The 24,685-nt window shown below is 63.6% G+C and carries 24 protein-coding genes; 11 read left to right on the top strand and 13 right to left on the bottom strand.

Going from position 1 to position 24,685, the window contains the following annotated elements; all coding sequences use genetic code 11:
* Window positions 1-78: 78 nt before the first annotated feature.
* The 3 genes from AYX22_RS07095 to AYX22_RS07085 all read left to right on the top strand — a co-directional run bounded on the left by AYX22_RS07095 (window position 79) and on the right by AYX22_RS07085 (window position 4,045).
* The gene (locus AYX22_RS07095) at window positions 79-1,506 is read left to right on the top strand and encodes a class II fumarate hydratase (RefSeq protein ID WP_089594175.1); all 1,428 of its coding nucleotides are present in this window, start codon (window positions 79-81) and stop codon (window positions 1,504-1,506) included.
* 182 nt (window positions 1,507-1,688) lie between these two features.
* Window positions 1,689-2,375: a TetR/AcrR family transcriptional regulator gene (locus AYX22_RS07090; protein ID WP_207596807.1), complete on the top strand. Its 687-nt coding sequence runs from the start codon at window positions 1,689-1,691 to the stop codon at window positions 2,373-2,375.
* Entirely contained in the window at window positions 2,372-4,045 is a 1,674-nt protein-coding gene (locus AYX22_RS07085; RefSeq protein ID WP_207596806.1) for an MDR family MFS transporter, read from the top strand. The genes AYX22_RS07090 and AYX22_RS07085 overlap by 4 nt, the downstream gene beginning before the upstream one ends.
* 2 nt (window positions 4,046-4,047) lie before the next feature.
* On the opposite strand, the gene AYX22_RS07080 is transcribed toward AYX22_RS07085, so the two are convergent.
* The 3 genes from AYX22_RS07080 to AYX22_RS07070 form a co-directional block, all read right to left on the bottom strand.
* Window positions 4,048-4,524: an NUDIX domain-containing protein gene (locus tag AYX22_RS07080; protein WP_207596805.1), complete on the bottom strand. Its 477-nt coding sequence runs from the start codon at window positions 4,522-4,524 to the stop codon at window positions 4,048-4,050.
* Between the two features lie 4 nt (window positions 4,525-4,528).
* Window positions 4,529-5,029, bottom strand: a complete 501-nt coding sequence (locus tag AYX22_RS07075; protein ID WP_207596804.1) for an META domain-containing protein — start codon at window positions 5,027-5,029, stop codon at window positions 4,529-4,531.
* A gap of 128 nt (window positions 5,030-5,157) precedes the next feature.
* Window positions 5,158-5,709 carry an A24 family peptidase gene (locus AYX22_RS07070; RefSeq protein WP_207596803.1) on the bottom strand — a complete coding sequence of 184 codons (552 nt, stop codon included), beginning with the start codon at window positions 5,707-5,709 and terminating at the stop codon, window positions 5,158-5,160.
* Window positions 5,710-5,768: 59 nt separating this feature from the next.
* Here AYX22_RS07070 and AYX22_RS07065 point away from each other — a divergent pair, with 59 nt between their 5' ends.
* Complete coding sequence (locus AYX22_RS07065) at window positions 5,769-6,530, top strand: hypothetical protein (RefSeq protein ID WP_207596802.1); 762 nt, start codon at window positions 5,769-5,771, stop codon at window positions 6,528-6,530.
* A gap of 170 nt (window positions 6,531-6,700) precedes the next feature.
* Window positions 6,701-7,366: a GNAT family protein gene (locus tag AYX22_RS07060; RefSeq protein ID WP_207596801.1), complete on the top strand. Its 666-nt coding sequence runs from the start codon at window positions 6,701-6,703 to the stop codon at window positions 7,364-7,366.
* Between the two features lie 40 nt (window positions 7,367-7,406).
* Here AYX22_RS07060 and AYX22_RS07055 read toward each other — a convergent pair whose 3' ends face one another.
* A complete protein-coding gene (locus AYX22_RS07055; RefSeq protein WP_207596800.1) occupies window positions 7,407-8,801 on the bottom strand; it encodes a PhoH family protein in 1,395 nt (464 codons plus the stop codon).
* 237 nt (window positions 8,802-9,038) lie between these two features.
* The gene (locus tag AYX22_RS07050) at window positions 9,039-9,845 is read right to left on the bottom strand and encodes an isoprenyl transferase (RefSeq protein ID WP_207596799.1); all 807 of its coding nucleotides are present in this window, start codon (window positions 9,843-9,845) and stop codon (window positions 9,039-9,041) included.
* Window positions 9,846-9,953: 108 nt separating this feature from the next.
* On the opposite strand from AYX22_RS07050, the gene AYX22_RS07045 reads away from it, so the two are divergent.
* A complete protein-coding gene (locus AYX22_RS07045; RefSeq protein WP_207596798.1) occupies window positions 9,954-10,595 on the top strand; it encodes a hemolysin III family protein in 642 nt (213 codons plus the stop codon).
* Between the two features lie 16 nt (window positions 10,596-10,611).
* Here AYX22_RS07045 and AYX22_RS07040 read toward each other — a convergent pair whose 3' ends face one another.
* The 3 genes from AYX22_RS07040 to mca form a co-directional block, all read right to left on the bottom strand.
* The gene (locus AYX22_RS07040) at window positions 10,612-12,768 is read right to left on the bottom strand and encodes a thioredoxin domain-containing protein (protein ID WP_207596797.1); all 2,157 of its coding nucleotides are present in this window, start codon (window positions 12,766-12,768) and stop codon (window positions 10,612-10,614) included.
* Window positions 12,746-13,090 carry a hypothetical protein gene (locus tag AYX22_RS07035; RefSeq protein WP_207596796.1) on the bottom strand — a complete coding sequence of 115 codons (345 nt, stop codon included), beginning with the start codon at window positions 13,088-13,090 and terminating at the stop codon, window positions 12,746-12,748. Before AYX22_RS07035 ends, AYX22_RS07040 begins: the two co-directional genes overlap by 23 nt.
* A gap of 103 nt (window positions 13,091-13,193) precedes the next feature.
* Window positions 13,194-14,099, bottom strand: a complete 906-nt coding sequence (gene mca / locus AYX22_RS07030) for a mycothiol conjugate amidase Mca (RefSeq protein ID WP_207596795.1) — start codon at window positions 14,097-14,099, stop codon at window positions 13,194-13,196.
* 74 nt (window positions 14,100-14,173) lie between these two features.
* Here mca and AYX22_RS07025 point away from each other — a divergent pair, with 74 nt between their 5' ends.
* Window positions 14,174-14,632, top strand: a complete 459-nt coding sequence (locus AYX22_RS07025) for a DUF4307 domain-containing protein (RefSeq protein ID WP_207596794.1) — start codon at window positions 14,174-14,176, stop codon at window positions 14,630-14,632.
* 152 nt (window positions 14,633-14,784) lie between these two features.
* The gene (gene greA, locus AYX22_RS07020; protein ID WP_011774015.1) at window positions 14,785-15,279 is read left to right on the top strand and encodes a transcription elongation factor GreA; all 495 of its coding nucleotides are present in this window, start codon (window positions 14,785-14,787) and stop codon (window positions 15,277-15,279) included.
* An 86-nt stretch (window positions 15,280-15,365) separates the two neighbouring features.
* Here greA and AYX22_RS07015 read toward each other — a convergent pair whose 3' ends face one another.
* From AYX22_RS07015 to AYX22_RS07000, 4 genes are all read right to left on the bottom strand, one after another.
* Complete coding sequence (locus AYX22_RS07015; protein WP_207596793.1) at window positions 15,366-15,980, bottom strand: rhomboid family intramembrane serine protease; 615 nt, start codon at window positions 15,978-15,980, stop codon at window positions 15,366-15,368.
* 13 nt (window positions 15,981-15,993) lie between these two features.
* Window positions 15,994-17,232 (bottom strand): threonine ammonia-lyase, encoded by a 1,239-nt coding sequence (gene ilvA / locus AYX22_RS07010; protein ID WP_089594164.1) that lies wholly within the window; start codon window positions 17,230-17,232, stop codon window positions 15,994-15,996.
* A 3-nt stretch (window positions 17,233-17,235) separates the two neighbouring features.
* On the bottom strand, window positions 17,236-18,516 hold the full coding sequence (locus AYX22_RS07005; RefSeq protein ID WP_207596792.1) for an AI-2E family transporter: 1,281 nt from the start codon (window positions 18,514-18,516) through the stop codon (window positions 17,236-17,238).
* A gap of 85 nt (window positions 18,517-18,601) precedes the next feature.
* Window positions 18,602-19,552 carry an aldose 1-epimerase family protein gene (locus AYX22_RS07000; protein ID WP_242703556.1) on the bottom strand — a complete coding sequence of 317 codons (951 nt, stop codon included), beginning with the start codon at window positions 19,550-19,552 and terminating at the stop codon, window positions 18,602-18,604.
* A 99-nt stretch (window positions 19,553-19,651) separates the two neighbouring features.
* Between AYX22_RS07000 and galT the strand changes: the two genes are divergently transcribed.
* The 3 genes from galT to AYX22_RS06985 all read left to right on the top strand — a co-directional run bounded on the left by galT (window position 19,652) and on the right by AYX22_RS06985 (window position 23,261).
* Window positions 19,652-20,803 carry a galactose-1-phosphate uridylyltransferase gene (galT, locus tag AYX22_RS06995; protein WP_207596790.1) on the top strand — a complete coding sequence of 384 codons (1,152 nt, stop codon included), beginning with the start codon at window positions 19,652-19,654 and terminating at the stop codon, window positions 20,801-20,803.
* Window positions 20,800-21,960 carry a galactokinase gene (gene galK / locus AYX22_RS06990; RefSeq protein ID WP_207596789.1) on the top strand — a complete coding sequence of 387 codons (1,161 nt, stop codon included), beginning with the start codon at window positions 20,800-20,802 and terminating at the stop codon, window positions 21,958-21,960. Before galT ends, galK begins: the two co-directional genes overlap by 4 nt.
* A 62-nt stretch (window positions 21,961-22,022) precedes the next feature.
* Complete coding sequence (locus AYX22_RS06985) at window positions 22,023-23,261, top strand: acetyl-CoA C-acetyltransferase (RefSeq protein ID WP_207596788.1); 1,239 nt, start codon at window positions 22,023-22,025, stop codon at window positions 23,259-23,261.
* 167 nt (window positions 23,262-23,428) lie between these two features.
* Here AYX22_RS06985 and AYX22_RS06980 read toward each other — a convergent pair whose 3' ends face one another.
* A complete protein-coding gene (locus tag AYX22_RS06980) occupies window positions 23,429-24,340 on the bottom strand; it encodes a Bax inhibitor-1/YccA family protein (protein ID WP_207596787.1) in 912 nt (303 codons plus the stop codon).
* Window positions 24,341-24,685: the final 345 nt, after the last annotated feature.

The following is a 24,685-nucleotide window of genomic DNA, read 5'->3' as shown; positions in this document are numbered from 1 at the left end:
CTCCGGCCCTGGCGCCGGAGCACGTAGCACTCCCCTCCGGGTTTTCTGTGCGGCGTCCAATCGCCCTAAGCTAGCCCCATGACTTCCACCACTGAGTTCCGTATTGAACATGACACGATGGGCGAAGTTCGCGTCCCCGTGAACGCCCTGTACCGCGCCCAGACGCAGCGTGCTGTGGAGAACTTCCCGATCTCCGGCAAGACGCTTGAGCGCACACACATCGAAGCCCTGGCCCGCGTCAAGAAGGCAGCTGCATTGGCGAACGCCGAACTGGGGGTGCTCGATGGTGAGCTCGCCGAGGCCATCGCCGCCGCCGCCGATGAGGTTGCCACCGGCAAGTACGACGGCGATTTCCCCATCGACGTCTTCCAGACCGGTTCAGGCACCTCCTCCAACATGAACACCAACGAGGTCATCGCCGAGCTCGCATCGCGCGCCCTCGCAGCCGCCGGGAGTGACAAAGTTGTCCACCCGAACGATCACGTGAACGCTTCGCAGTCCTCCAATGATGTCTTCCCGACGTCGGTCCACGTCGCCGCCACGTCTGCCTTGATCAACGACCTGATCCCGGCCCTCGAGTACTTGGCCGCTTCCCTCGACCGCAAGGCCGTGGAGTTCAAGGACGTCGTCAAGTCGGGCCGTACCCACCTCATGGATGCAACGCCCGTCATGCTCGGCCAGGAGTTCGGTGGCTACGCCGCTCAGGTCCGCTACGGCATCGAGCGCATCAACGCTGCACTCCCCCGTGTTGCCGAAGTTCCCCTGGGCGGCACCGCAGTGGGCACCGGCATCAACACCCCTGCCGGCTTCCCGGAGCGCGTGATTGAACTGCTCGCAGCCGACACCGGCCTGCCGCTGACCGAGGCCCGCGACCACTTCGAAGCACAGGCAAACCGCGACGGCCTCATCGAGGGCTCCAGCCAGCTCCGCAACATCGCGATCTCCTTCATGAAGATCAACAACGACCTTCGCTGGATGGGCTCGGGCCCCAACACGGGTCTCGGCGAAATCGCCATTCCGGACCTTCAGCCGGGCTCCTCCATCATGCCCGGCAAGGTCAACCCGGTGATCTGCGAAGCGTCCATCATGGTCTGCGCCCAGGTCATCGGCAACGACACCGCCATCGCCTGGTCCGGCACCAACGGCGCCTTCGAGCTCAACGTCGGCATCCCTGTCATGGCCGCCAACCTCCTGGAGTCCATCCGCCTGCTGGCCAACACCAGCCGCGTCATGGCTGACAAGATGATCGACGGCATCACCGCCAACGTGGAGCGTGCACGCTTCCTGGCCGAGGCTTCCCCGTCCATCGTCACCCCGCTGAATAAGTTCATCGGGTACGAAAACGCTGCCAAGATCGCCAAAATTGCCGTCAAGGAGGGCCTGACCATCCGCCAGGCGACCGAAAAGCTCGGCTTCGTTGGCGAGGGCGAAGGCAAGGTCACTGAGGCCGAGCTCGACAAGGCCCTGGACGTCACCACCATGACGGCGCCGGCCCACAAGGCCTGACTCCTGGTCTAAAACCCAACAGCACGACGGCGGCCGGTACCTTTCGCACGAAAGGTGCCGGCCGTCGTCGTACTCCGGAGTTTTTGTACGGCGCGCCCTGAGCACCCACCTTCAGGGTCAACTGCTGTCCAAGAACGCCTGCTTTTTTGCACTTTCTGGCTTGGAGTGCAAAACTTTACTTTGTGAGCAATAGTGCAAATATCGACGGCGGCCTCCGCGAGCGTAAGCGGGCTGCCACGCGGACGGCGATCACCGCCGTCGCGCGTTCCCTGACCGCGGAGCATGGCCTCAGCGGTTTCACTGTTGAGGAAGTCTGCGAAGGGGCGGGAATTTCGCGCCGAACCTTCTTCAACTACTTCCATTCCAAAGAAGATGCCGTGATCGGCTCTTTCTCGGATGAGTTGCCCGCAGACGCCTTGGAAGCGTTCAACCAGAACCCTTCGCGCACGCCGGACAGCATCTCCGGAACTCTTCTGGCAGCTCTGCATGTGCTCACCGTGACTCTGATGGAGCGTTCGTCCATCAGCCGTAGCGAGGTCCAACAGTTCATCGCTGCCATCACGGCCGAACCACAACTTCTGGCGCGCCTGACCCTGGAAGGGGAGGCCCGTGAACGGCAATTCGCTGCCCTGGTGGCCGCCCGCGAAGGGCTGGATCCTGAGCATCCCGAAGTCATGACAGCGACGGCGTTGTTCGGGGCGGTCTCCAAGAAGACAGCCCAGCAGTTCTTCTCGGAGGAGAACACCCGCCCGTACCGCGGCATCCTCGAACAGAACCTCAACGCCGCGCGGAAACTCTTTGCCCAGCCGCTGGCCACGAACCAGCAACTGGGCCCCAACCCCCTTGATACCTCGAAGGACCCCGCATGAGTACACTCCCGAAGGCAGCAGAACCGCTGTTGCTGACCCAGAAACGCATCTGGATCATCTTCTCGGCTCTGATCGCAGGCATGCTCCTGTCCAGCCTCGACCAGACCATCGTCTCCACCGCCATGCCCACCATTGTGGGCAAGCTCGGCGGGGTGGAGCACCAAGCCTGGATCACCACGGCCTACCTTCTGGCCACCACCATCGTGATGCCCATCTACGGCAAGTTTGGTGACATCCTGGGGCGCCGCAACCTGTTCCTCATTGCCATTGCCCTGTTCACACTGGCGTCCGTGGGCTGCGCCTTCGCCACCGATTTCTGGGGCTTCGTCATCTTCCGCGCCCTCCAGGGCCTGGGCGGTGGCGGCCTCATGATCCTGTCGCAGGCCATCATCGCTGACATCGTTCCTGCCAAGGAACGCGGCAAGTACATGGGCCCTTTGGGCGCCATCTTCGGTCTCTCCGCTGTGGCCGGACCGCTGCTGGGCGGATTCTTCGTGGACCACCTCACGTGGGAATGGGCTTTCTACATCAACATACCCATTGGTATCGCGGCGTTCATCACCGCCTGGTTCACCTTGACCCTGCCCAACAAGAAGGCCGAAAAGAAGATCGACATCCTGGGTGTCGTCTTCCTCTCCGCAGCCACCACGTGCCTCATCTTCTTCACCGACTTCGGTGGCAAGAAGGACGAGGGCTGGGACTCGCCGCTTACCTGGGCGTTTGGCGCGGGCATGGTCCTGGCTGCCTTCGCCTTTGTGATGGTTGAACGCCGGGCCGACGATCCCATCATTCCCCTGAGCCTGTTCAAGAACCCCATCTTCATCAACGCAACGGCCATCGGCTTCACCTTGGGCCTTGGCATGTTCGCTGCCATCGCCTTTGTCCCGACGTTCCTGCAAATGTCCTCGGGCACCTCGGCGGCAGAGTCGGGCCTGCTGATGCTCCCCATGATGGTTGGCCTGATGGGTACGTCCATCTACTCCGGTATCCGGATTTCCAAAACCGGCAAGTACAAGATGTACCCCATCCTCGGTGCGGCCCTGACCATCGCGGCGATGTTGTGGCTGACCACTCTGGCAGCATCCACGCCAATCTGGGTGATCTGTGTCCAGCTCCTGATCTTCGGCGCAGGCCTGGGCCTGATCATGCAGGTCATCGTCCTGGTGGTGCAGAACTCTGTTCCGGCTGACCAGATCGGCACGGCCACCAGCACCAACAACTACTTCCGTGAAGTAGGTGCATCGCTGGGTGTCGCCGTCTTCGGTGCGATCTTCACCAACCGCTTGTCCGAATCGTTGACCGAGGCATTCACCGGCGCCGGCGCTTCTGCCGAACAAGCTTCGCAGTCCACCAGCACGTTGGATCCCCAGGCACTGGCACAGCTCCCTGACCAATTGCGGGACGCGATCGTCAACGCTTACGCCAACTCGCTCGCACCCGTGTTCTGGTACTTGGTACCCTTCATTGCCATCGCACTGATCCTGGCCATCACGCTCAAGCAGATCCCTCTCTCCGACACGGCCGGAATGGTGGCACGCGGTGAGGCTGTGGGCGGCGAGGAGGCTGAGAAGCTGGCGGCTGAGCGCTTGGTTGGTCAGCTCGAAGCCGACGTTGCTGCGTCGGATGACCTCGACAAGGACCGACCCACGGCCGAAGCAGGACGCAAGTAGCGTCAGTCCTCCGTTTGGTACGCCACGGGGCCCTCGGGCTCCGTGGCGAGCCTGATGGCCTCGAGGTTGCCGGAGCTCATATCCGGGAGGTCGTCCAGTTCAAACCAGCCGACGTCGATGGATTCGTCGTCGTTTACCCGGGCTTCCCCGGAAATGTACTTGCACCGGAATGTAATATCCAGGAAGTCGCAGACGTCCCCGTTGGGGAAGGTCACCGGACCTACAACCCCAACGCCGAGGATCCGTTCAGTCTCAGCCACCACCGCTGTTTCTTCGAAGATTTCCCGTACAAGGCCCGGAGCAGGGTGCTCCCCCGGCTCCAACATTCCCGTGATCAGTGTCCAGTGACCGTTGTCTGCCCGCTGGCACAGCAGCACACGGCCATCGTTATCGAAGACCACCCCGCGGACGGCCGGTAGCCAGAGGGGGTCGTTGCCGATCTTCTCCCGCAGTTTGAGCACAAATTCCGGTGCACCCATGGTGTCAGCTTTCCTTCAGGTCAATGGTGGCGTGTGCATTGCGCAAGGTGAGCGTATCGCCGTCGAGCTTCCACTGAACAGGCTGCTCAAAGAGCTTCTCTGTCCAGGCCTGGTAGCTGCCCGTTGGATCCTCGCAGCCCCTGTCCGTAACGGACACCAACCCCGGTGTCAGGACATCATCCTGGACCGAAACCTGCACCTGCAGATGGTTGCAGGGCGTGGCGACATGCAAGGTCCACACTCCATCGAAACGCGCCGACGTTACACGCAGCGGATGCGTGCCGAGCCACGCTAGCTCTCCTGTGGCGTCGCTTCCGCGCACGGACGCGAATTCGGAACACCCCAGCGGAGTTTCGCAGGACCGCACCGGCCGCTGCAAGGCCTGCGACGTGATGGCCGACGGCGTCGGAGCGGAGGAGGTGCTGCCTGGTTGGGCACATCCGCTGAGCAGGACGGTGCAGGCAATGGACACAGCCACCGCGAGCCTCAACCTGTTCCGCTGCATTGTGCACCCTCTCCTGGCGCCCCGCACGCGTCTGAACACCCACTGGGCTAAGCATGCCGCACGCCGGTGAACACCGAGAATACGGAGAGCGTTGCAATTTGGCCGCAGTTGGTCCTTCCCGTGAAACGCTACGCGGGCAGGACGATCATGGCGGCCGCAGCACCTGCCAGCATGAACGGCCCAAAAGGAATGGCCGATCGCAGCGTACCGCGGTGTGACACCAGGATAGCCAGGCTCCACAGACCGCCCAGAATGAAAGCGGCGAACGTCCCTGCGAACACATGGCTCCACCCCAGGTATCCCAAGTAGAGGCCCAGCACACCCGCCAACTTGACGTCACCGAAGCCCATGCCGGGCGGGTGGATGAGCCTCAACACGAAATAGAAGAGCCACAGCACAGCGCCGCCCGCGAGGACCCGGAGTCCGGGCACAGCGAAAAGGTCCGCAGAAAGGTGGCGGTCCGGACCGGCATCGGCGAAGAAAGCCAGGAACGATGCCGCCAGCAACAACACCCCTGCCACTGCGTACGACGGAAACACAATGCGGTTGGGCAACAGGTGGCTCCGCACGTCTATCACCGTGAGCCGAACAGCCATCACCACGAAGTACAGGCACGCGGCCATCACCAGCCAGAAGCCCAGCGGGCTGGCATCCCAGAGGTCGGAGAGTCGTCGGATCACTCTCGGATGCTATCCCGCTTGGCCGCGGGCACGCTTGAATGGCTGGGTAAACTGTGGATATGGGGAGCTACAGCGCAGAAGGACCGGGGGTCGACTTGTCCTCCACATTCCGGAATCTCTGCCGCTCTTCGCCGTGGAAATGGACGAGCCTCCGCTTCGAATACCTGGAGCGGCCCGGGACGGGCGCCTCCATGGTCCGCGCATGGCTGAGGCGGCCGGGCGCTCTTCGCCTGGAAACACCGGACGGCCAATTGCTGCACAGCACCACGGGCATCAACGACTCCCGGGATGATCTGTACGTGTCCTCAACACGCCGCTCATGGTTGCTTCCGGCCCATCTGGTGACGCCTGTTTACGACGACGCCGGACTGGTCAGGCGACGCCCGGAGGCAGCCTACGGTGAGCCCTCCTTCGGCAACGGGCGCCTTGCCGCCGCCCTCGATCCCGTGGAACTGGCCGGCAACGCGCCGGTTCCCCTCGAATTTCCGGACACAAACCCCGTCTTCCTGGAACAACCCCGGGAAGTGGACCATGAGGGCCGCCTCGCGTTGGAAACCATCGTGACCCGCAGCAGGACCTATGTTCCCTCGGATCCTGCCGAGCCTTTGGCCCACATTGGACGAACATTGATCAGGATCGACGCCGGTACGGGAGTTTGTGTTGCCAGCCAAAGCCTGGATGGGGACTCGTCCGGAAAGGGACATTGGCTGAAGATCCTCGCCGTGGACGAGTACATGCTGGACGACCTTTTCCTGGCTGAGTCCATGAACCTCACGGACGTACGCCGCCACATCCCGTGGGACATCGGCCCGGCCGCCTGAACAGCGGTACCCTCGGCAGGCGTCGAGGGGTGAGCTCCCGGCAGTATCGAGGGTGCGCCAATGTCCTGGGATCCAACCCCTCGGCGAGCATGGTGGGCGGGTGGCGGAAGCTTAGGAGCCTCCCTGCGATGTGACTCGCATGGCTCCCCCCGCCGGGCTAAGCTACGGCGATGACATCCCTGGCAGACATCTGGCCCCCGTTCGGACTCACCCTCACCACCGCGAGGTTGACCATCCGTCCAGTTTTCGACGACGACATCCCCGCCGCCGTGGCGGCCGCGCGTTCCGGAGTCCACGAGCCAGGCAAGAGCCCGTTCAGCACCCCGTGGACCGATCTGCCGGCCGACGAGCTCGCCCCCAACATGGCCCAGTGGTACTGGCGCTGCCGCGCCAACTTCACCAAGGAATCCTGGACCCTCCTCCTTGCCGTGTGGCACGACGACGAATTCCTGGGAGTCCAGGACATCGGCGCCAAGAACTTCAAAACCCTCAAGACAGTGAGCACGGGATCCTGGCTCAAGCAGTCTGCACAAGGCCAGGGCTTCGGCAAGGAGATGCGCGCCGCCGTCGTCAGCTATGCCTTTGACTACTTGGGCGCCGAGGTAGCCGAGTCCGAGGCTGCCTCCTGGAATCAACAGTCCCTGGGCGTCTCCGCCAGCCTCGGTTACGAGCCCAACGGCATCTTCCGCGATGGGTGGGGAGACACCGTCCAGGAAGTCCAAAAAGTCCGCCTCACCCCAGCCACCTTCAAACGCCCGGACTGGACCCTCAAAGTCCAAGGCCAGGAAGCCCTTTCCTCTTATCTCGGAATCGGACAACTTCCGGCGGGTGACTGAAAGGCGAAGGCCAGGCATCCGGCAGCGTGCGTCGATGGGGTTAGATCTCAGCCCCTTCGAGCAACTCCGTCACCAGCGCTGCAATCGGTGACCGCTCCGACCGGGTCAGCGTGATGTGCCCGAACAGCGGGTGGCCCTTGAGTGTCTCGACGACAGCCGCAACACCGTCGTGCCGCCCTACCCGGAGGTTGTCCCGCTGGGCGACGTCGTGGGTGAGGACGATCTTGGAGTTCTGCCCGATGCGGCTCATGACGGTGAGGAGGACGTTTTTCTCGAGTGACTGTGCTTCGTCCACGATCACGAAGGCGTCGTGCAGCGAACGTCCGCGGATGTGGGTCAGCGGCAGGACTTCGAGCATGCCCCGATCCATGACTTCCTCAACGACTTCCTGGCTCACCAGGGCGCCAAGGGTGTCGAACACGGCCTGGGCCCAGGGGTTCATCTTTTCGGATTCGGATCCGGGGAGGTAGCCGAGCTCCTGGCCGCCTACGGCGTACAGGGGGCGGAAGACCACCACTTTGCGGTGCTCACGGCGTTCCAGGACTGCTTCCAGGCCCGCACACAGTGCCAGCGCGGACTTGCCGGTGCCCGCACGCCCACCGATGGAAACGATGCCGACGGCGGGGTCCATGAGCATGTCAATGGCGAGCCGCTGCTCGGCCGAGCGTCCGTGGAGGCCAAAGACGTCGCGGTCGCCCTTGACGAGGCGGACTTGTTTGTCGGCCCCTACCCTGCCCAGCGCGGACCCTCGGTTGGAAAGAAGGACCAGTCCGGTGTTGACGGGGAGTTCAGCGGCAGCTGGGATGAAAACCGGTTCGTGGCCGTAAAGGGTGGTGATTTCGTCGTCGTTGGCTTCGACCTCGGCCATACCGGTCCAGCCGGAGTCCTTGACGAGTTCGTTGCGGTACTCGTCGGCTTGAAGTCCCATGGCGGATGCCTTGACGCGCATGGGGAGGTCCTTGGAGACCACGGTGACGTTGTGGCCTTCGTTGGCCAGGTTCTTCGCCACAGCCAGGATGCGGCTGTCATTGTCGCCTCCGCGGAATCCTGCCGGCAGCACCTCGGGGGAAATATGGTTCATTTCCACCCGCAGCATTCCGCCGTCCTTCCCGATGGGAATGGACTGGTCGAGGCCGCCGTGTTCGATCCTCAGATCGTCCAGGAGCCGCAGTGCCTTGCGGGCGAAGTATCCGAGTTCGGGATCGTGGCGTTTTCCTTCCAGTTCGCTGATGACCACGATGGGGACGATGACTTCGTGTTCAGCGAATCGCAGCAATGCATGGGGGTCGGACAGCAGGACGGACGTGTCGATCACGTAGCTGCGGCCTGTGACGGACTTTTTGGTCCGCGCTGTTTGTGGGACCCGCTTGGCGCGAGAGGTAGCTGCACTTTCCCCGTCGGAAACCACTGCGGGCAGTTGCTCAGAAATAGCCACATCGACTCCAGCCCCGGGCAGTTCGCCCGGCCTAATGGTGAAGCGGCTCGGCCGGAAGGCCGGGCGTGGCCTCCCATGTAACTGGTGCGATGATCCGCTCCATGTACTGGCCTCCCCGATCAGCGGGCGGTTTTGCCTGCTGATGTGATTAACGTAATCCCGCACACATTCATTTCCGCAACCCGCGGGCGGCAAGTCGCATGTCCGGTTCGTTAATTTTTGATGAACCGGGCCGCCCTATGCTCCGTAGCGGCGCTGGCGCCCGGCATAATCCCTGAGGGCCCGCAGGAAATCAACCTTACGGAACGCCGGCCACAGTGCCTCGCAGAAGTAGAACTCGCTGTAAGCGCTTTGCCACATCAGGAAACCGGAGAGCCGTTGCTCGCCGGACGTGCGGATGACCAGGTCAGGATCAGGCTGGCCGCGGGTGTAAAGGAACCGGGAGATGTCGTCCACCGAGAGTTCATCTGCGACGTCGGTCATAGTCCGTCCCTTGGCGGCGGCATCGTGCAGGAGTTCCCGGACGGCGTCGACAATTTCGCGGCGGCCGCCGTAGCCCACGGCGACGTTGACGTGGATCTTTTCGTGGACCGGCGTGCGGGCTGTCAGCTTGTTGAGGCGCTCGGCCAGATAGTCCGGCAGGAGCTCGGGAGCGCCCATGGCGTGGACGGAGACGTCCTCGTCTTCGTCAAGGCGGTCCATGGTGTTCGCGATGATGCCCATGAGGAGGTCCAGCTCTTCACCGGAGCGGTTCATGTTGTCCGTGGAAAGCATGTAGAGCGTCACAACTTTGACGCCCAGTTCCTGGCACCAGCCGAGGAACTCGTGGATTTTGTCTGCACCGGCCTGATGTCCCTGGCTGGTGGGTGCATTGAACTGGCGTGCCCACCGACGGTTGCCGTCCACCATGACACCGATATGCCGTGGGATTTGGTCTTGTTTGAGGGAGCGCAGAAGTTTGCGCTCATAGAAGCCATAGAGGAAACCGGGCAGCTCCACCGGACTCTCACCTGACTTCCTTGCTTGTACGACGACGACGCACATCCTAGGCTACCTTCCCCAGCTGGCGAGCCGGTGCAGTCGGTGATGAAAAATCCCTCCGGCTGTTGTTACCCTGCGGTAACTTACCGAAACGTAAGTTATGGTTTAACCATGGCTGAGCTCCTCGAAACCAAGCCCGCCTGGCGCGGGTGGATCCATGCTGCAGCGGCTCCCTTTGCCCTCGCTGCAGGGATCCTGCTGGTGACCATTGCCCCGACCCCGGACCGCAAAATCACGTCCGCCATCTATGCGCTGACCGGCTTCCTCCTGTTCGGCGTCAGTGCTGTCTACCACCGGGGAAACTGGTCCCCCAAAGTCCGCATGGTCCTCAAACGGCTGGACCATACGAACATCATGTTGGTCATTGCCGGAAGCTACACCCCGCTGGCCTGGTCCCTGCTGGAACGCTCCGAGGCCGTCACTCTGCTGTGGCTTGTCTGGTCCGGAGCGATCGGCGGGGTGCTCTTCCGGATTCTCTGGACGCACGCACCGCGGTGGCTGTACGTTCCCGTCTACATCGCCCTGGGCTGCGGAGCGTTGTTCTACTTGCCTCAGTTCTTCGCGGCCAACGCCCCTGCCGCGATCCTGATCTGCGTGGGCGGTGCCCTGTACATCGCCGGCGCGGTGTTTTACGCCACCAAGAAGCCCAACTTCAGCGTCAAGCACTTCGGCTTTCACGAACTCTTCCACGCCTTCACCGTGCTGGCCTTCGCGGCCCACTTCATCGCCATCATGCTGGCAGTGCTGAGCTAAGCCGAAAGGGACCTGCTCAGTCGCCTGATCCCATGGCCGCCAAGCGGGCCCGGACAGCAGCTGACTCCCCCAGCGGCCTTTCGCACACCATGTCCCGGCACAGGTAGACCTGCGGTAAACCGTCCGGTGTGCCTGACCTGTTGAGAAGCAGTGGCACGCCGGGATCCCCAACCGGCGCCCCGGCGTCGTCCTCCTGCACAGCGACCACCAGCCCTGGGCTGGCAGACGTCAACAGCGTGTGGTGCAGTTCGCGCTTCAGCAACGAATCCGGGCCTGCGACGGCGGCCTCCACCGGCCCTGCGAGCGCGGCTTGCGCGGTGGCCAGGAGCCAACCGGCGACGCGCGGCGCCTGGGTGGCGAGAGGCGGGAGCAGGCCAAGGATGTTGCCCGCCATGAGCCGGTGCCCGTGGGATCCGGAGTAGGCAGCGTAGGACAGGAGAACGCCGGCGAAGCCTGCCGCTCCGCTGGGTGTGGCGTTGTCGAAGGGGTCCAGCGCTGCATGCTGACCCTGGGCGTTGAAGACCTGCGCAGACTCCCCCGTCGAGTCGGCAAGCTGTCCGTTTTCCACGAAGCGGGCGCACGCAGCCAGCACCAACTCCTCCGCGAACAGGTACCAGCGTTTGGTTCCCGTCACGGCATAGAGGGCCAGGAAGCCATCCGCACAGAACGCGTAGTCTTCCAGCAGACCGCCGATTCCACGTGCTTGTGAGTCATGTGAGACGCGGACCAGCGTCTTCGTTACATCGTTCCAGTGGACGGTGGCGAGGTACCCGGCCACGTTCTCCGCCGCCGACACCAGGTCCGGGCGGCCCAGAATGGCACCCGCCTCGGCGAGTCCGGCTACAGCGAGCCCGTTCCAGCCGGCCACCACCTTCTCGTCCCTGGCTGGCTGGTTCCTGAGGTTGCGTGCAGTAAGCAATACCGGCGCCACACGCCCCCACAGCCGCAGATCAGCGTCGGACAGCTTCCGCGCCGGATGCAGTGGCGAGCCGAGGGCCGACACTGTCCCTTCAGCGCCAATGTTCATCATGCGCGCCACCTGCAGGGCGTCATCGGCGCCCAGGACATCCGCCAAGGATTCCAGGGTCCACAGGTACGTGGCGCCCTCGTGATGCACTCCGTCAATGACCGTGTCGGCGTCCAAGGAGGAAGCCGCAGCGCCGCCTGGCAGCCCCAGTGACTCCAGCATCCAGTCTGCGCACCGTGACGCCACAGCCGCCGCTTCGTCGGCTGAATAGACCTCGTTGCCACCCAACCGCACCCAGTGTGCATAGACACGGAGCAGTTGGGCGTTGTCGTAAAGCATCTTCTCGAAGTGGGGCACGGACCAGTCCGCCGTCACCGAGTAGCGGGCGAATCCGCCGTCGAGCTGGTCGCACAAGGCCGAGCGCGCCATGCCCGCCAACGCTCGTCCGGCCATGTCCTTGGCGGCATCCGCCGTATCGGAGGGCACCGCCGCGTGCCGGATGAGGAACTCGAGAACGGCCGACGGCGGGAACTTGGGGGCGCTGCCGTACCCGCCGGCGTCGGGGTCTTCAGAGCGCGCCAACAGCGCCACGGCGTCCGGAAGGACGGAAGCATCCAGCAACCCGGGCGGTTCGTCGAGCCGCACCGCCGCGGACAGTTGCCCATCAGCCATGCTGGCTGCAAGACCCCGGGCGTTCTGCTCCACCCCGTCACGACGCTCCATCCAGGCTTCATGGACGGCTTCAAGAACATTGCGGAACGACGGCCTGCCGGGCAGCGGAACGGGCGGGAAATAGGTTCCGGCGTGAAAAGCGAGCCCGTCCGGGGTGAGGAAGACGGACATTGGCCAGCCACCTTCACCACTGATGGCCTGGGTCGCGGCCATGTACACGGAGTCGACATCCGGACGTTCCTCCCGGTCCACCTTCACCGGGACGAAGTGGGCATTGAGGTAGTCAGCCGTTTTCTGGTCTTCGAAAGACTCGTGGGCCATGACGTGGCACCAATGGCATGCGGCATAGCCGATGGAAAGAAAAACCGGGACATCACGTTCGGCGGCGAAAGCAAAAGCTTCGTCGCCGAACGGACGCCAGTGCACGGGATTGTCCGCGTGCTGCCGCAAATAGGCAGAAGGTTCCGAGCCCAAGGCGTTGCTGGCCCAGGGCGAACCGTTACCGGTGGATTCAGCGGGTCCGGGGACCGGCATCGTCGTTCTCATCCGAGGCGCCGTCACCTGCAGACTGCGCGCCAGGGGCTCCGGGAGTGCCGCCGTCGGCAGCTTGGCCGGCCTCCGCAGCTTGGCCTTGCTCAGCCGCCAGGCGTGCTTCCTCCACCTGCGCGCGGTACCGGACGCGCCGGATGCGTCGAACCATGTCCACAATGAGGAACGTGGTCAGGATGACGATGAAGGCCGTGAGGACGAAGCCCCACGTACCGGGCGTCACCTGGTCCTCGGACAGGCCGGGCCGCAGCGTGCCCGAGGGGTTGGGCGACGGAGTGACGGTCAGGGCGAGAATCAAGTGGTGCACGTTCAAACCTTCTATGGGAGCTGATGCATGCCGACAGGCAGCGTAGCCGGAAGCTGATTGGCCTGGCGACAATTTCTACGGGCGATAGAAACTGTCGGAGTTCCTATCTTATCCCCGCGAACAGGTCCTTCTCCGGCAGCTCGGACGGGACAATGGACTTGATGAGCGTGTAGTCCTCCCACGGCCACGCAGTGCGCTGCAGATCCGGCGATACCGCGAAGAAGAACCCCAGGGGATCGATCTGGGTGCGATGCGCCCGGAGTGCGTCGTCGCGCGCCTCGAAGAAATCGCCGCAATCCACCTGGGTGGTGGTCTGGTGTCCCGGGGGAACGGGAGTATGGCCCTCGGCATCGGCCTCCAGCCACGCGGCAAGTCGCTCAGCGTAAGGAGACTGCAATCCTGCCTCTTCCAACGCAAAGTGCAGCGCGCGGAACCGTTCCGGACTGAAAGCACGGTCATAGTAGAGCTTGCTCGGGGCCCACGGCTCCCCCATGCCCGGGTAACGGTCCGGGTCGCCGGCGGCATCAAAGGCTTCCACCGCCACCTTGTGGGCCATGATGTGGTCCGGGTGCGGGTAGCCCCCATTTTCGTCGTAGCTCAGAATCACGTGCGGCTTGAAACTGCGGACCAGCCGGACCAGGGGCGCCGTGGCGCGTTCCAAGGGCTGGAGCGCAAAGCACCCCGGCGGCAGCGGCGGCAGTGGATCACCTTCCGGAAGGCCCGAATCCACAAACCCAAGCCACCGCTGCTGGATTCCCAGGACGGCAGCCGCATTCGCCATCTCCAGTCGCCGGGCACCGGCCATGTCCCGTTTGGGGTGGGGCGCGTCTTCCATGGCCGGGTTCTGGATGTCACCGCGTGAGCCATCAGTGCACGTAGCGACCATCACGTCTACTCCCGCGGCGGCGTACATTGCCATGGTGGCCGCGCCCTTGCTGGACTCATCATCAGGGTGGGCATGGACGGCGAGCAGCCGCAGCTGCTGGTCGGAACTGCTGGACGCTGTCACGTGACGGCTCCTCTTTCGTGGATCAAGCTGTGTGGGCGGTGATGGGGCGCCGGGATCGGCACTAAACTGGACGGGTGACTTCAGAGGACCTATCGGCCACCCAAGTACCGGCAAGCACCAGCCTAGCCAATCGCTACGGCGGTCAAAAGCGCGCCATGAACCGCAAAACCAAGCGGAACATCGTCATCGGTGCCCTGGTCATCGGGATTGGGTTCGCCGCCTATGTGGCAACCGGATCCGCACAAGCCCCTGTCACCTTCAAGGACATCGGTTACAGCACCGTGGACGGCACCCAGGCAGAGGTGGACTACCAAGTCACCAAATATCCCGGAGCCACAGCCAAATGCGCCATCAAGGCGCTGGACTCCAAATTCGCGGTAGTGGGCTGGAAGGTAGTGGAAGTAGGCCCCAACGATCCGCAGGACGACCCCGACGGCGGCAGCACCACTGTCCAGCGCACGGTCCTGCGTACCGAGTCACCGGCTGTTTCCGGAGTGGTGGACAATTGCTGGATCACGGACAGCGGCAAATAACAATCATGTGACCCATAACTCAACCGGTTTGGGTTCGTCCAAAGGATTTACTACAATGGATGAAACCTTCACCCCGTTAAGTTGGTTACTGAGTTCCACGAGTGGCCACCTCGGCGGGGTCTTTTGCATTGTCAGATCTAGAGGAGAAATCCGTGTCTACCACCAATAGCGCCACTGCGGCTTGGCTCACCCAGGAAGCTTTCGACCGCTTGCAGGCTGAGCTGGACCACCTTTCCGGCGCTGGCCGGGCGGAAATCGTCCAGAAGATCGAAGCTGCCCGCCAGGAAGGCGACCTGAAGGAAAACGGCGGCTACCACGCAGCCAAGGAAGAGCAGGGCAAGATCGAGGCCCGCATCCGCCAGCTCACCGCACTGCTTCGCGATGCCCAGGTTGGCGAGGCCCCTGCCGATGACGGAATCGTTGAGCCTGGAATGCTGGTTGTTGCCCGCATCGCCGGTGACGAAGAGACGTTCCTGCTGGGCTCCCGCGAAATCGCCGGAGACTCCGATTTGGACGTCTTCAGCGAGAAGTCACCCCTGGGTGCTGCCATCATCGGCCACAAGGAAGGCGACAGCCTGAGCTACGTCGCCCCCAACGGCAAGGAAATTCAGGTGGAGATTGTCTCCGCCAAGCCTTACGTCGCATAACCAGCGGCTCACCGGCCCGAAATACACGACGCCGGCCCACCCCTTCGCGGGGCGGGCCGGCGTTTTTGGTGCGCGGCTGGTGGGAGTCAGGCCGCCGGCGTGGACTTGGGACGTAACAGGACGGCTGCAATGACGCCGCCAACGGCTCCGCCGAGGTGCGCCTGCCAGGAAACGTAGCCCATCACCGTGGGCAGCACGCCGAAGAGAATGCTGCCGTAGGCCATGAACAGCACCACCGAGAGCAGGATCTGCCACCAGTTCCGGTTGAAGAATCCGCGGACCAGCAGGAACGCGAAGAATCCGAAGACCAGCCCGGACGCTCCCACCGTGACCCCTCCCCCGCCGATGAGCCACACAGCGAGCCCCGAGCCCAGCCAGCTGAAGGCCAGTGCTGTGATAAAGACGCGGAGGCCTGACAGGAACACCAGGAAACCGAAAATGATCAGGGGCAGCGTGTTGGAAAGCAGGTGGTTGAAGTTCGCGTGCAACAGCGGGAACGTCAGGATGTCCAGCACCCCGTCCATGGAACGGGGGCGCAGGCCAAAGGTGAAGTTCAAGCCGTGGCGCATCAGCGTGTTGAGGATCTCGATGACATAAAGCAGGATGACGAAGCCGCCCATGAAGAGCAGGCCGCCCTTCGCCCGCCCGGCCAGCGACTCCCGGTCCGCTTCTCTGGATCCTTCAGGCGTTCCCAGCACCATGGTGCTCCTCCCGTCAGTGCACCACGATCGGCTGGAAGCCCTCGGCCCGCAGTGCGCCGAGAACCTGCTCCCCGTGTTCGTGGCCTTTGGTTTCCAGGTTGATGGTGATGGAGACGTCCCCCATGCTGATGGAGCCACCCAAGCGGGTGTGATCCAGCCCGGTGACGTTGGCATCGTTTTCGGCAATGATCCGCGCGATGGTGGCCAAGGAACCCGGACGGTCATCGAGCATCATGCGGACAGTCATGAACCGGCCTGCGGCCGACAGACCGCGCTGGATGACTTTGAGCATGAGCATGGGATCGATGTTGCCTCCGGAAAGCACTACGGCGGTGTTTCCCGGGTTTTCGATCTTGCCATCCATCAGCGCGGCTACTCCGACGGCACCTGCAGGCTCAACCACCATCTTGGCCCGCTCCAGGAGGAAGATCAGCGCCCGCGCCAGGGAGTCTTCACTGACAGTGACAACATCGTCCACCAGCTCGCGGATGATGCTGAAGGGCAGCTGCCCCGGACGGCCCACGGCAATGCCGTCAGCCATGGTGGTGACCTTCTTGAGCGGCACCAGTGCGTCAGCGGCCAGCGACGGCGGGTAGGCGGCTGCGTTTTCCGCTTGGACGCCGATCACCCGGATCTCACGGCCGAGCTCCTTGGCCCTGGCTTTGATGGCCACAGCCACTCCGGCCAGGAGTCCACCGCCGCCGACGCCCATCAGGATGGTGTCCACGTTGGGGATCTGGTCCAGGATCTCCAGTCCGATGGTTCCCTGGCCTGCAACAACGTCCACATTGTCAAAGGGGTGGACAAACACAGCACCGGTCTCGTTGGCGTATCGCTGCGCTTCGGCCAAGGCTTCGTCCACGTTGTGGCCATGCAGGATGACTTCTGCGCCGTGGCTGCGGGTGGCCGCCAGCTTGGGCAAAGCCACACCAAGGGGCATGTAGATGCGGGCGTTGATGCCCAGGCTCTTTGCGGCCACCGCAACACCTTGGGCATGGTTGCCTGCGGAGGCCGCCACCACGCCGCGCTTCTTTTCGTCCTCGGTCAGCCGGGCCATGCGGACATAGGCGCCGCGGACCTTGAAGGAGCCCGCGCGCTGGAGATTCTCACACTTGAAAAAGACGTTGCCGCCCACGAGGCTGCCAAGAGCACGGGACGACTCCACTGGAGTCTTGGTAATAATGCCCTCGAGCAACTCCTGCGCCTTGAGGACATCGTCCAGCGTGACGGGCAGGGTTTCGAGGGTATTCACTGACTATTCTCCTTTAGTGGTGTCGGCGGCAGGGCCCTCAGCAGAGGGGCGTCCTGCAGCCTTGTTCTTGCCTGCGATGCCTTTACCGAGGCGGGATTCGGGCTTGGGGAGGTGAACCTCCTTGAAGTTGGCGTCTCCGCTCGGCCCCGCAGAAGCGGTTGCCGGCTGAGGCTCCATACCGCCCAATCCTTCATCATGTTCCCACGTCCGCCCGGCAATGTACCGAACCGCCGTGTTTACTACGGCGAGCAACGGGACCGCGAACAGTGCTCCCGGGATGCCTGCGAGGTAGGAGCCTGCTGCCACCGAGAGGATCACGGCCACGGGGTGCAGCGAGACAGCCTTGCCCATCACCAGCGGCTGCAGGATGTGGCTTTCGAGCTGCTGGACCAGCAGGACGATTGCCAGCATGATGAGCGCGTTGATGGGCCCGTTGGCTACGAGCGCAAGAAGCACCGCGATGGCTCCGGTAACAAGGGCACCCACTACCGGGATGAAGGAGCCGATGAAGACCAGGACCGCCAAGGGAAGTGCGAGGGGAACCTGGATGATGGCAGCGCCCACGCCGATGCCCACAGCATCCACGAATGCCACGAACATCTGGATACGCACATAGCTGACCATGGACGTCCACCCGCGACGCCCTGCGCCGTCAGTGGCCTTTCGCGCGGTCTTGGGCAGCAGACGCACCAGGAAGGCCCAAATCCGGCTGCCCTCCAGCAGGAAGAAGATGAGGATGAACAGTGCCAGGACGAGTCCCGCGGCAAAGTGTCCGGCAGTGCTGCCAAAGGACAAGGCGCCACTCAGGATACTGCTGCTGTTGTTTTGCAGCGCGTTGGCGCCATCGGCAATGTACTGGTCTATCTGGTCTGCGGTGAGGTGGAGGGGACCATCGGCCAGCCACGTCTGGATCTGTTGGATTCCGGCCAGGGCCTCCTGCCAAAGTTCGCCGAAGCCGGAGACAAGCTGCCTTCCCACCAGGGCCAGGGCGCCGGCGATAACGCCGATGAAGGCCACCACCGTGATGGCCACCGCGGCCCCGTTGGGCACATTGCGGTTGCGGAGCCACGCCACCACTGGATACAGCAGTCCGGCCAAAAGGGCGGCCACCATGACCGGGATGATGAGGAAGCTGACCTTGCCAAGCAGCCAGACCAGGGCACCAATCATGAGCAGGATCAGTCCCGCCCGCCACGACCAGGCAGCAGCAATTCGCACCCCGTAAGGGATGTCTTCGGCAATTTGGCGGTCAGAGCGGGATTTGGCGTCCGGTGTTGGCGTCATGAACCCATAATTCCGTAGGCCACGCCGTATGGGAAACCGGCCCGCGCAGCTGTTACCAAACGCTGAGGCAGCACGTACAAAAACCTCAGAGTGATGCGGTGATGCCCCAGCTCATGGTGAATGCCTCAGCGGGGGCCAGCCATCGCAGGCCGTCGCCGCTGTTGAAGGCGTTGGCGGGGCCCGTCATCGGCTCGAGGGCCACAGCTTTGGAGCGGCCAGGGAAGGTATCAGTGACAAAAACATGGACGTACGGGGACACCTCGTCCTGCTCAAGGCTCACGCTGCGGCCATCAGGCGCGGTCAGAGTGTGGCGGGCCACGCCGCCGTCGTACGCCAGGTCCGTCAAGGCGACATCAACCAGCAGGTCATTCACCGCTGTGCCGGCGGAAAGATCGAACTGTCCATCTGCTTCAGCCGTGCTGCGGGGAATCAGCCGCTCGTCGGCCACCAGCCGGGTACGGGCTTTTACGGTCAGGACCAGGTCCTCGGTAGCGACGTCACCGAGGCGCAGGTAGGGGTGGGCCCCGAGCACAAAGGGCGCCCTGCCCTGGGAATCGTTGACCAAGGTCTGCCGGACGCGGAGATCCATGGCCTCGTCCAGCTCATAGCGGACCACGTGCCGGACCAGGAACGGGTAGCCGTGCTGCGGGAACACGGTGGCTTCGAGCGTCACGCTGAACTCGGATTCGTCCACCAAGGCGTAGGCGGCATTCCTCAGCAACCCGTGGCTGGCGTTGTTGCGGGAGACTTCGGTGATATCAAGTTGCTGCTTCTTACCGTCGAGGTACCAGACCCCGTCCTCCACGCGGTTTGCCCATGGCGCCAGCGTGATGCCCGTGGCGCCCGGAGGAATCTGGTCGTCATCGTAGCTTTCCGTCAGTTGCACACCGCGGCGGGAGTAGAGGCGCAGCCCGGCGGCGAGTTCGGTGATGACGGCGAGCGCATCGCCCCTGCGAAGCTCGAATTGCCGGCCCGTGGCGAAGCGGCGGGATTCGGAGGGGAGCGCGTTATCGGCGGGTGAAGGCAAGGCAGGCATGGCAATACCGTACTTCATTTCGAAGCCCGGAACTCCACCTTCAATGTTAGCTTTTGTTAGAAACTATGCGCTTTTGATCGGTTGTGGAACAATGGATCCATGAGTCGCATCACCAGCACCCGCCTTGCGGACAGCCGCGAGCTGATCTACTTCGACGACCCCGGCACTCCGGAGCGAACACCGGAATCCCTGGTGGACCACCGCGAGCTCCCAGCCCGCGGCGAGCCCGGCGAAGTCCGGTATGACGCCCTGTCGGGCGACTGGGTTGCCGTCGCTGCGCACCGCCAGGCCCGCACGCATCTGCCGCCTGCCGACCAGTGCCCTATTTGCCCCACTACCGCGGCGAACCCCTCGGAAATCCCGGCAGCGGACTATGACGTTGTGGTGTTCGAAAACCGCTTCCCCTCCCTGGGCCCTGCCCTGGGTGATATTCCCCCTCTGCCCGCACCGGGCGCCAGCGGCCATGGGACGGTTGGACCCGCATTCGGCCGATGCGAAGTAGTCGCCTTCACCCCGCAGCACACCGGCTCCTTCGCCGAACTCGGGGAGACCCGCGCTCGCACCGTCATTGAGGCATGGGCACAGCGGACCGAAGCGCTCAGCGCCTTGCCGGGCATCAAACAGGTCTTCCCGTTCGAAAACCGCGGCGCGGACATCGGCGTTACCCTGCACCACCCGCATGGACAGATCTACGCGTACCCGTACGTCACGCCGCGCGCCGCCCAACTCGGTGCTGTCGCACGGAAATACTACGACGACGTCGACGGGAAGGAGACGCTGGCGGCGTCGCTCCTCAAGGCTGAACGCGAAGACGGCAGCCGCATGGTGCTGGAGGCCGAACACTTCAGCGCCTACGTCCCCTTCGCCGCGCGTTGGCCCTTGGAAATCCACGTGGTCCCCCACCGCAGCGTCCCCGACCTCGCAGCGCTCACGGGCGCAGAACGCGATGAACTTTCGCACGTCTACCTTGACCTGCTCAAGCGCCTCGACTCCCTCTACCCCACTCCCATGCCGTATATCTCCGCATGGCACCAGGCTCCGCTGGATCCGTCCCTGCGCCCTGCAGGCCAGCTCCACCTGCAGTTGACTTCACCCCGTCGCGCAGCCGATAAGCTCAAGTACTTGGCCGGCTCAGAGGCCGCCATGGGAGCGTTCATCAACGACACCACCCCCGAAGCCGTGGCGGAGAGGCTCCGCAGCGTCGCCGCGGCACCGGCATCCCCCAAGACCCTGGAAGGCACCCGAGCATGAGCACCACTACCGATACCAGCGTCCTCGCCGCCCGCTTCCAGGAAACGTTCGGTGAAGCCCCCGACGGCGTGTGGCAGGCACCGGGACGCGTCAACCTGATCGGCGAGCACACCGACTACAACGAAGGTTTCGTGCTGCCCTTCGCCATCGATAAGACAGCAAAGGTGGCGTTGCGCGTCCGCGATGACTCAAGGGTCCGCATGCTGTCCACGTTCGGTGGGCACGGACTGGTGGAGGCCGATCTTTCAGAGCTGGAACCGGGCTCGGGCGAAGGTTGGTCCCGCTACCCGCTGGGGGTCGCCTGGGCGCTGAAGGAGCGTGGCATCACGGTGCCCGGCTTCGACCTCCTGCTCGACTCGGACGTCCCGTCGGGCGCCGGCCTCTCCTCCTCCCACGCCATTGAGTGCGCCGTCATCAGCGCCCTGAATGAGCTGACCGGAGCCGGACTCGCCGCCGAGGACCTTGTGCTGGCCACCCAGCGGGCCGAAAACGCCTACGTTGGCGCACCCACCGGAATCATGGACCAATCGGCATCCCTGCGTGGCGCCAAGGGACAGGCTGTCTTCCTGGACTGCCGCGACCAGCACGTGGACCTGGTACCGTTCGACGCCGAAGCCTCCGGTTTGGTCCTGCTGGTCATCGACACCAAGGTCTCGCACTCACATGCCGACGGCGGTTACGCCTCCCGCCGTGCGTCCTGCGAGCTGGGTGCCGGGATCCTGGGCGTCAAAGCACTGCGCGATGTCGGTGTGGAACGCTTGGAGGAAGCGTCCGGACTGCTGGATGAAACAACGTTGAAGCGCGTGCGCCACGTGGTCACCGAGAACGACCGCGTGCTGCAAACCGTGGACATACTGGGCAGCCAAGGACCCGCCAGCATTGGTCCCCTGTTGGATGCGAGCCACGTTTCCATGCGCGACGACTTTGAGATCTCCTGCCCCGAGTTGGACCTCGCCGTGGACACTTCCCGCGCCAACGGCGCCATCGGTGCCCGCATGACCGGCGGCGGGTTCGGCGGTTCGGCCATTGCCCTGACCCCGGTGGGCCAGGAGCAGCAGGTGCGTGACGCCGTCGTGCGTTCCTTCGCCGACGCCGGTTACGCCGCGCCGGACATCTTCACGGTGACTCCGGCGGCAGGCGCCCGCCGATTGGCCTGACACTTCCGTGATTTCCAGTAACCGCCCGGCGCTGGTGCAGGCGCCGGGCGTAAGCTGTGGCCATGACTGAGGCTGTCATTGTTTCCACTGCCAGAAGCCCCATTGGCCGCGCCTTCAAAGGGTCCCTGAGGGACGAGCGCCCCGATGACCTCGCCACCGCAATGGTGCAGGCCGCCCTCGCCAGGATTCCGGCATTTGATCCGGCCGCCGAGGATGGGCGCGGTCTGGACGATCTCCTTCTTGGTTGCGCAGAACCCAGCGGCGAAGCCGGCTCCAACATGGCACGCGTGGTAGCTGTCCTGGCAGGAATGGACCAGGTACCGGCGGCCACCATCAACCGTTTCTGTGCATCGAGCCTGCAAACGCTGCGGATGGCCTTCCACGCCATCAAAGCCGGGGAAGCCAACACGATCGTCTCCGCCGGGGTGGAGAGCGTGTCCCGCTACCAGAACTGGGCAGGCGCAGGAGAAACGGACACCGCCAACCACAACCCCCTGTTCGGCCCAGCGGCCCAACGCACGGCAGCCAGGGCAGCGTCCAACATTCCGTGGACCGATCCCCGCTTGGGTGGCCGTTTGCCGGACATCTACATCTCCATGGGCCAAACGGCAGAGAACGTTGCCACCACCTATGGCGTCAGCAGGGCCGAGCAGGATGAGTGGGGCGTCCTGAGCCAGAACCGGGCCGAGGCAGCCATCGCTTCAGGATTCTACGCCCGCGACATTACCCCCTACACCCGCCGGGACGGCACCGTGGTGGAGCGCGACGACTCTCCGCGAGCGGGGGTGACACTTGAAGCCGTGTCCGCCCTCCAACCCGTGTTCCGTTCCGACGGGACAGTCACCGCCGGCAACGCGTGCCCCCTCAACGACGGCGCCGCAGCCGTAGTGGTCATGAGCGATGCCCGGGCCCGCGAGTTGGGCCTCGAACCGCTGGCCAGGGTGGTGTCCACAGGAGTGAGCGCACTCTCCCCCGAGCTCATGGGCATGGGTCCCGTTGAGTCCACCCAGCGGGCCTTGGCACTGGCCGGCCTGACCATGGACGACATTGATCTCGTGGAACTTAATGAAGCCTTCGCCGTGCAGGTGGTGGCAAGTGCACGGGAACTGGGCATCGACCCTGCCAAGCTCAACGTCCACGGTGGTGCCATCGCCTTGGGACACCCCTTTGGCATGACCGGCGCACGGATGACCAGCACGCTCCTGAACGGGCTCAAGGAACGGGACGGAACCCTGGGGCTTGCCACTCTGTGTGTTGGCGGCGGGCAGGGAATGGCCGTGGTTTTCGAACGCTTGAGCTAACCGCGAGGGGTTGGATCTCGCCCCTATGAGCCCCCGAGGGGTTGGATCTCGCCCCTATGATCCCCCGCTTAGAGGCCAGAGCTCACCCCTCGACACACAAAAATGCCCCCGAAGAGTCTTCGGGGGCATTTCGGGTCGGCTTACTTTGCAGGTTGGGCCTGCAGCAGTTAGTCGTCGCCTCGCAAAATAGCCAGAAGGCGAATGATTTCTACGTAGAGCCAAACCAGCGTGACCGTCAGGCCGAAGGCCGCCACCCAGGAGTAACGCTCCGGGGCACCGGCGCGGACGCCTTCTTCAATGCTGGTGAAGTCCATGATCAGCGAGAACGCTGCCAGGCCGATGGCCAGGATGCCGATGAAGACACCCAAGGGGATGCCTGCAATCGTCATGCTGGTGCGCAGGCCGAAGGGCTCCTGCACGGCACCGGTCCACATCATCACCATGTTGATGAGCGCGAAGACTGCGTAGCCAATGGTGGCGATCATGAAGAAGCGCACCATCTTGGGGGTGGCGCGGACCTTGCCGCTCTTGAACAGCACCAGCGTGACGCCGAAGACTGCCAGCGTGCCGATGACAGCCTGGAGGCCGACGCCGGGGTACATGCCGTCGAGGATGCGGGTAAGGCCGCCCAGGAACAGGCCTTCCAGGCCGGCGTAGGCAAGGATCAGTGCCGGTGAGGGCTGCTTCTTGAAGGTGTTGACCAGGGCCAGGACGAAGCCGCCCAGTGCGCCAACGATCATGAGCATGGTCGAGAGGGCGGGAGCTACGAAGAGCGTCACGCCGGCGCCGATCACCAAAACCACCAGGCAGGCGACAGTCTTCATGATGACGTCGTCATAGGTCATACGGCCGGTATCGGCGGGGCGGGCAGCCGGCTGGTTGTACATCTGCTGCAGCTGCTCATTGGTCATGTTCTGCTGCTGGGCAGACCACGCGGCCTGGCCATCCAACACCTGGCCAGGCGCCCGACCGGGGGCCTGGTTGAACTGCTGGCCGTACGGGTTCTGCGGTACAGGCGGGGCCTGCTTTGCTCCACGGAAATTCTTTCCGTTGAAGACTGGGTTTCCGCCAAGTGCCATTGCGGGTGTCCTCCTGAAAAAGGGCTAGTGATAATTCACGGTACCAATTACCACGCGCGCGCGGCAGGGAAAGTTCCCTTGTTCACCCAGACGAAACGCAACCGTGACACGAAACCGGCAGAGTGGCAGCGGCAGGGACCCGCCCGAACGTTTAGAAACACCCGTACTCAACAAAGGTTTACTTAACTACAGCTACATCATTAGTTGCCTATAGCTTCACAGTTGTTATCCGATCGCGATGTTTGCACCCCCGAACTGGGCATTTATTCGGCCCACCGGGCGGTAACATAGGCCACACATGGGTGACTTAGATCACAATCGAGGCAGCTAGGCAAGAACTGTTCA

The sequence above is a fragment of the Arthrobacter sp. D5-1 genome, from assembly GCF_017357425.1.
Taxonomy (GTDB): Bacteria; Actinomycetota; Actinomycetes; order Actinomycetales; family Micrococcaceae; genus Arthrobacter.
The sequence above is the reverse complement of the archived record's forward strand: the minus strand, read 5'-3'. Positions and strand labels throughout refer to the sequence as shown.

Coding starts and splice junctions, on each gene's coding strand:
- AYX22_RS07095 (WP_089594175.1), top strand. CDS start 79: ATGACTTCCACCACTGAGTTCCGTATTGAACATGACACGATGGGCGAA.
- AYX22_RS07085 (WP_207596806.1), top strand. CDS start 2,372: ATGAGTACACTCCCGAAGGCAGCAGAACCGCTGTTGCTGACCCAGAAA.
- AYX22_RS07080 (WP_207596805.1), bottom strand. CDS start 4,524: ATGGGTGCACCGGAATTTGTGCTCAAACTGCGGGAGAAGATCGGCAAC.
- AYX22_RS07075 (WP_207596804.1), bottom strand. CDS start 5,029: ATGCAGCGGAACAGGTTGAGGCTCGCGGTGGCTGTGTCCATTGCCTGC.
- AYX22_RS07065 (WP_207596802.1), top strand. CDS start 5,769: ATGGGGAGCTACAGCGCAGAAGGACCGGGGGTCGACTTGTCCTCCACA.
- AYX22_RS07060 (WP_207596801.1), top strand. CDS start 6,701: ATGACATCCCTGGCAGACATCTGGCCCCCGTTCGGACTCACCCTCACC.
- AYX22_RS07050 (WP_207596799.1), bottom strand. CDS start 9,845: ATGTGCGTCGTCGTCGTACAAGCAAGGAAGTCAGGTGAGAGTCCGGTG.
- AYX22_RS07045 (WP_207596798.1), top strand. CDS start 9,954: ATGGCTGAGCTCCTCGAAACCAAGCCCGCCTGGCGCGGGTGGATCCAT.
- AYX22_RS07040 (WP_207596797.1), bottom strand. CDS start 12,768: ATGCCGGTCCCCGGACCCGCTGAATCCACCGGTAACGGTTCGCCCTGG.
- AYX22_RS07015 (WP_207596793.1), bottom strand. CDS start 15,980: ATGGTGCTGGGAACGCCTGAAGGATCCAGAGAAGCGGACCGGGAGTCG.
- AYX22_RS07005 (WP_207596792.1), bottom strand. CDS start 18,516: ATGACGCCAACACCGGACGCCAAATCCCGCTCTGACCGCCAAATTGCC.
- AYX22_RS07000 (WP_242703556.1), bottom strand. CDS start 19,552: ATGCCTGCCTTGCCTTCACCCGCCGATAACGCGCTCCCCTCCGAATCC.
- galT (WP_207596790.1), top strand. CDS start 19,652: ATGAGTCGCATCACCAGCACCCGCCTTGCGGACAGCCGCGAGCTGATC.
- galK (WP_207596789.1), top strand. CDS start 20,800: ATGAGCACCACTACCGATACCAGCGTCCTCGCCGCCCGCTTCCAGGAA.
- AYX22_RS06985 (WP_207596788.1), top strand. CDS start 22,023: ATGACTGAGGCTGTCATTGTTTCCACTGCCAGAAGCCCCATTGGCCGC.
- AYX22_RS06980 (WP_207596787.1), bottom strand. CDS start 24,340: ATGGCACTTGGCGGAAACCCAGTCTTCAACGGAAAGAATTTCCGTGGA.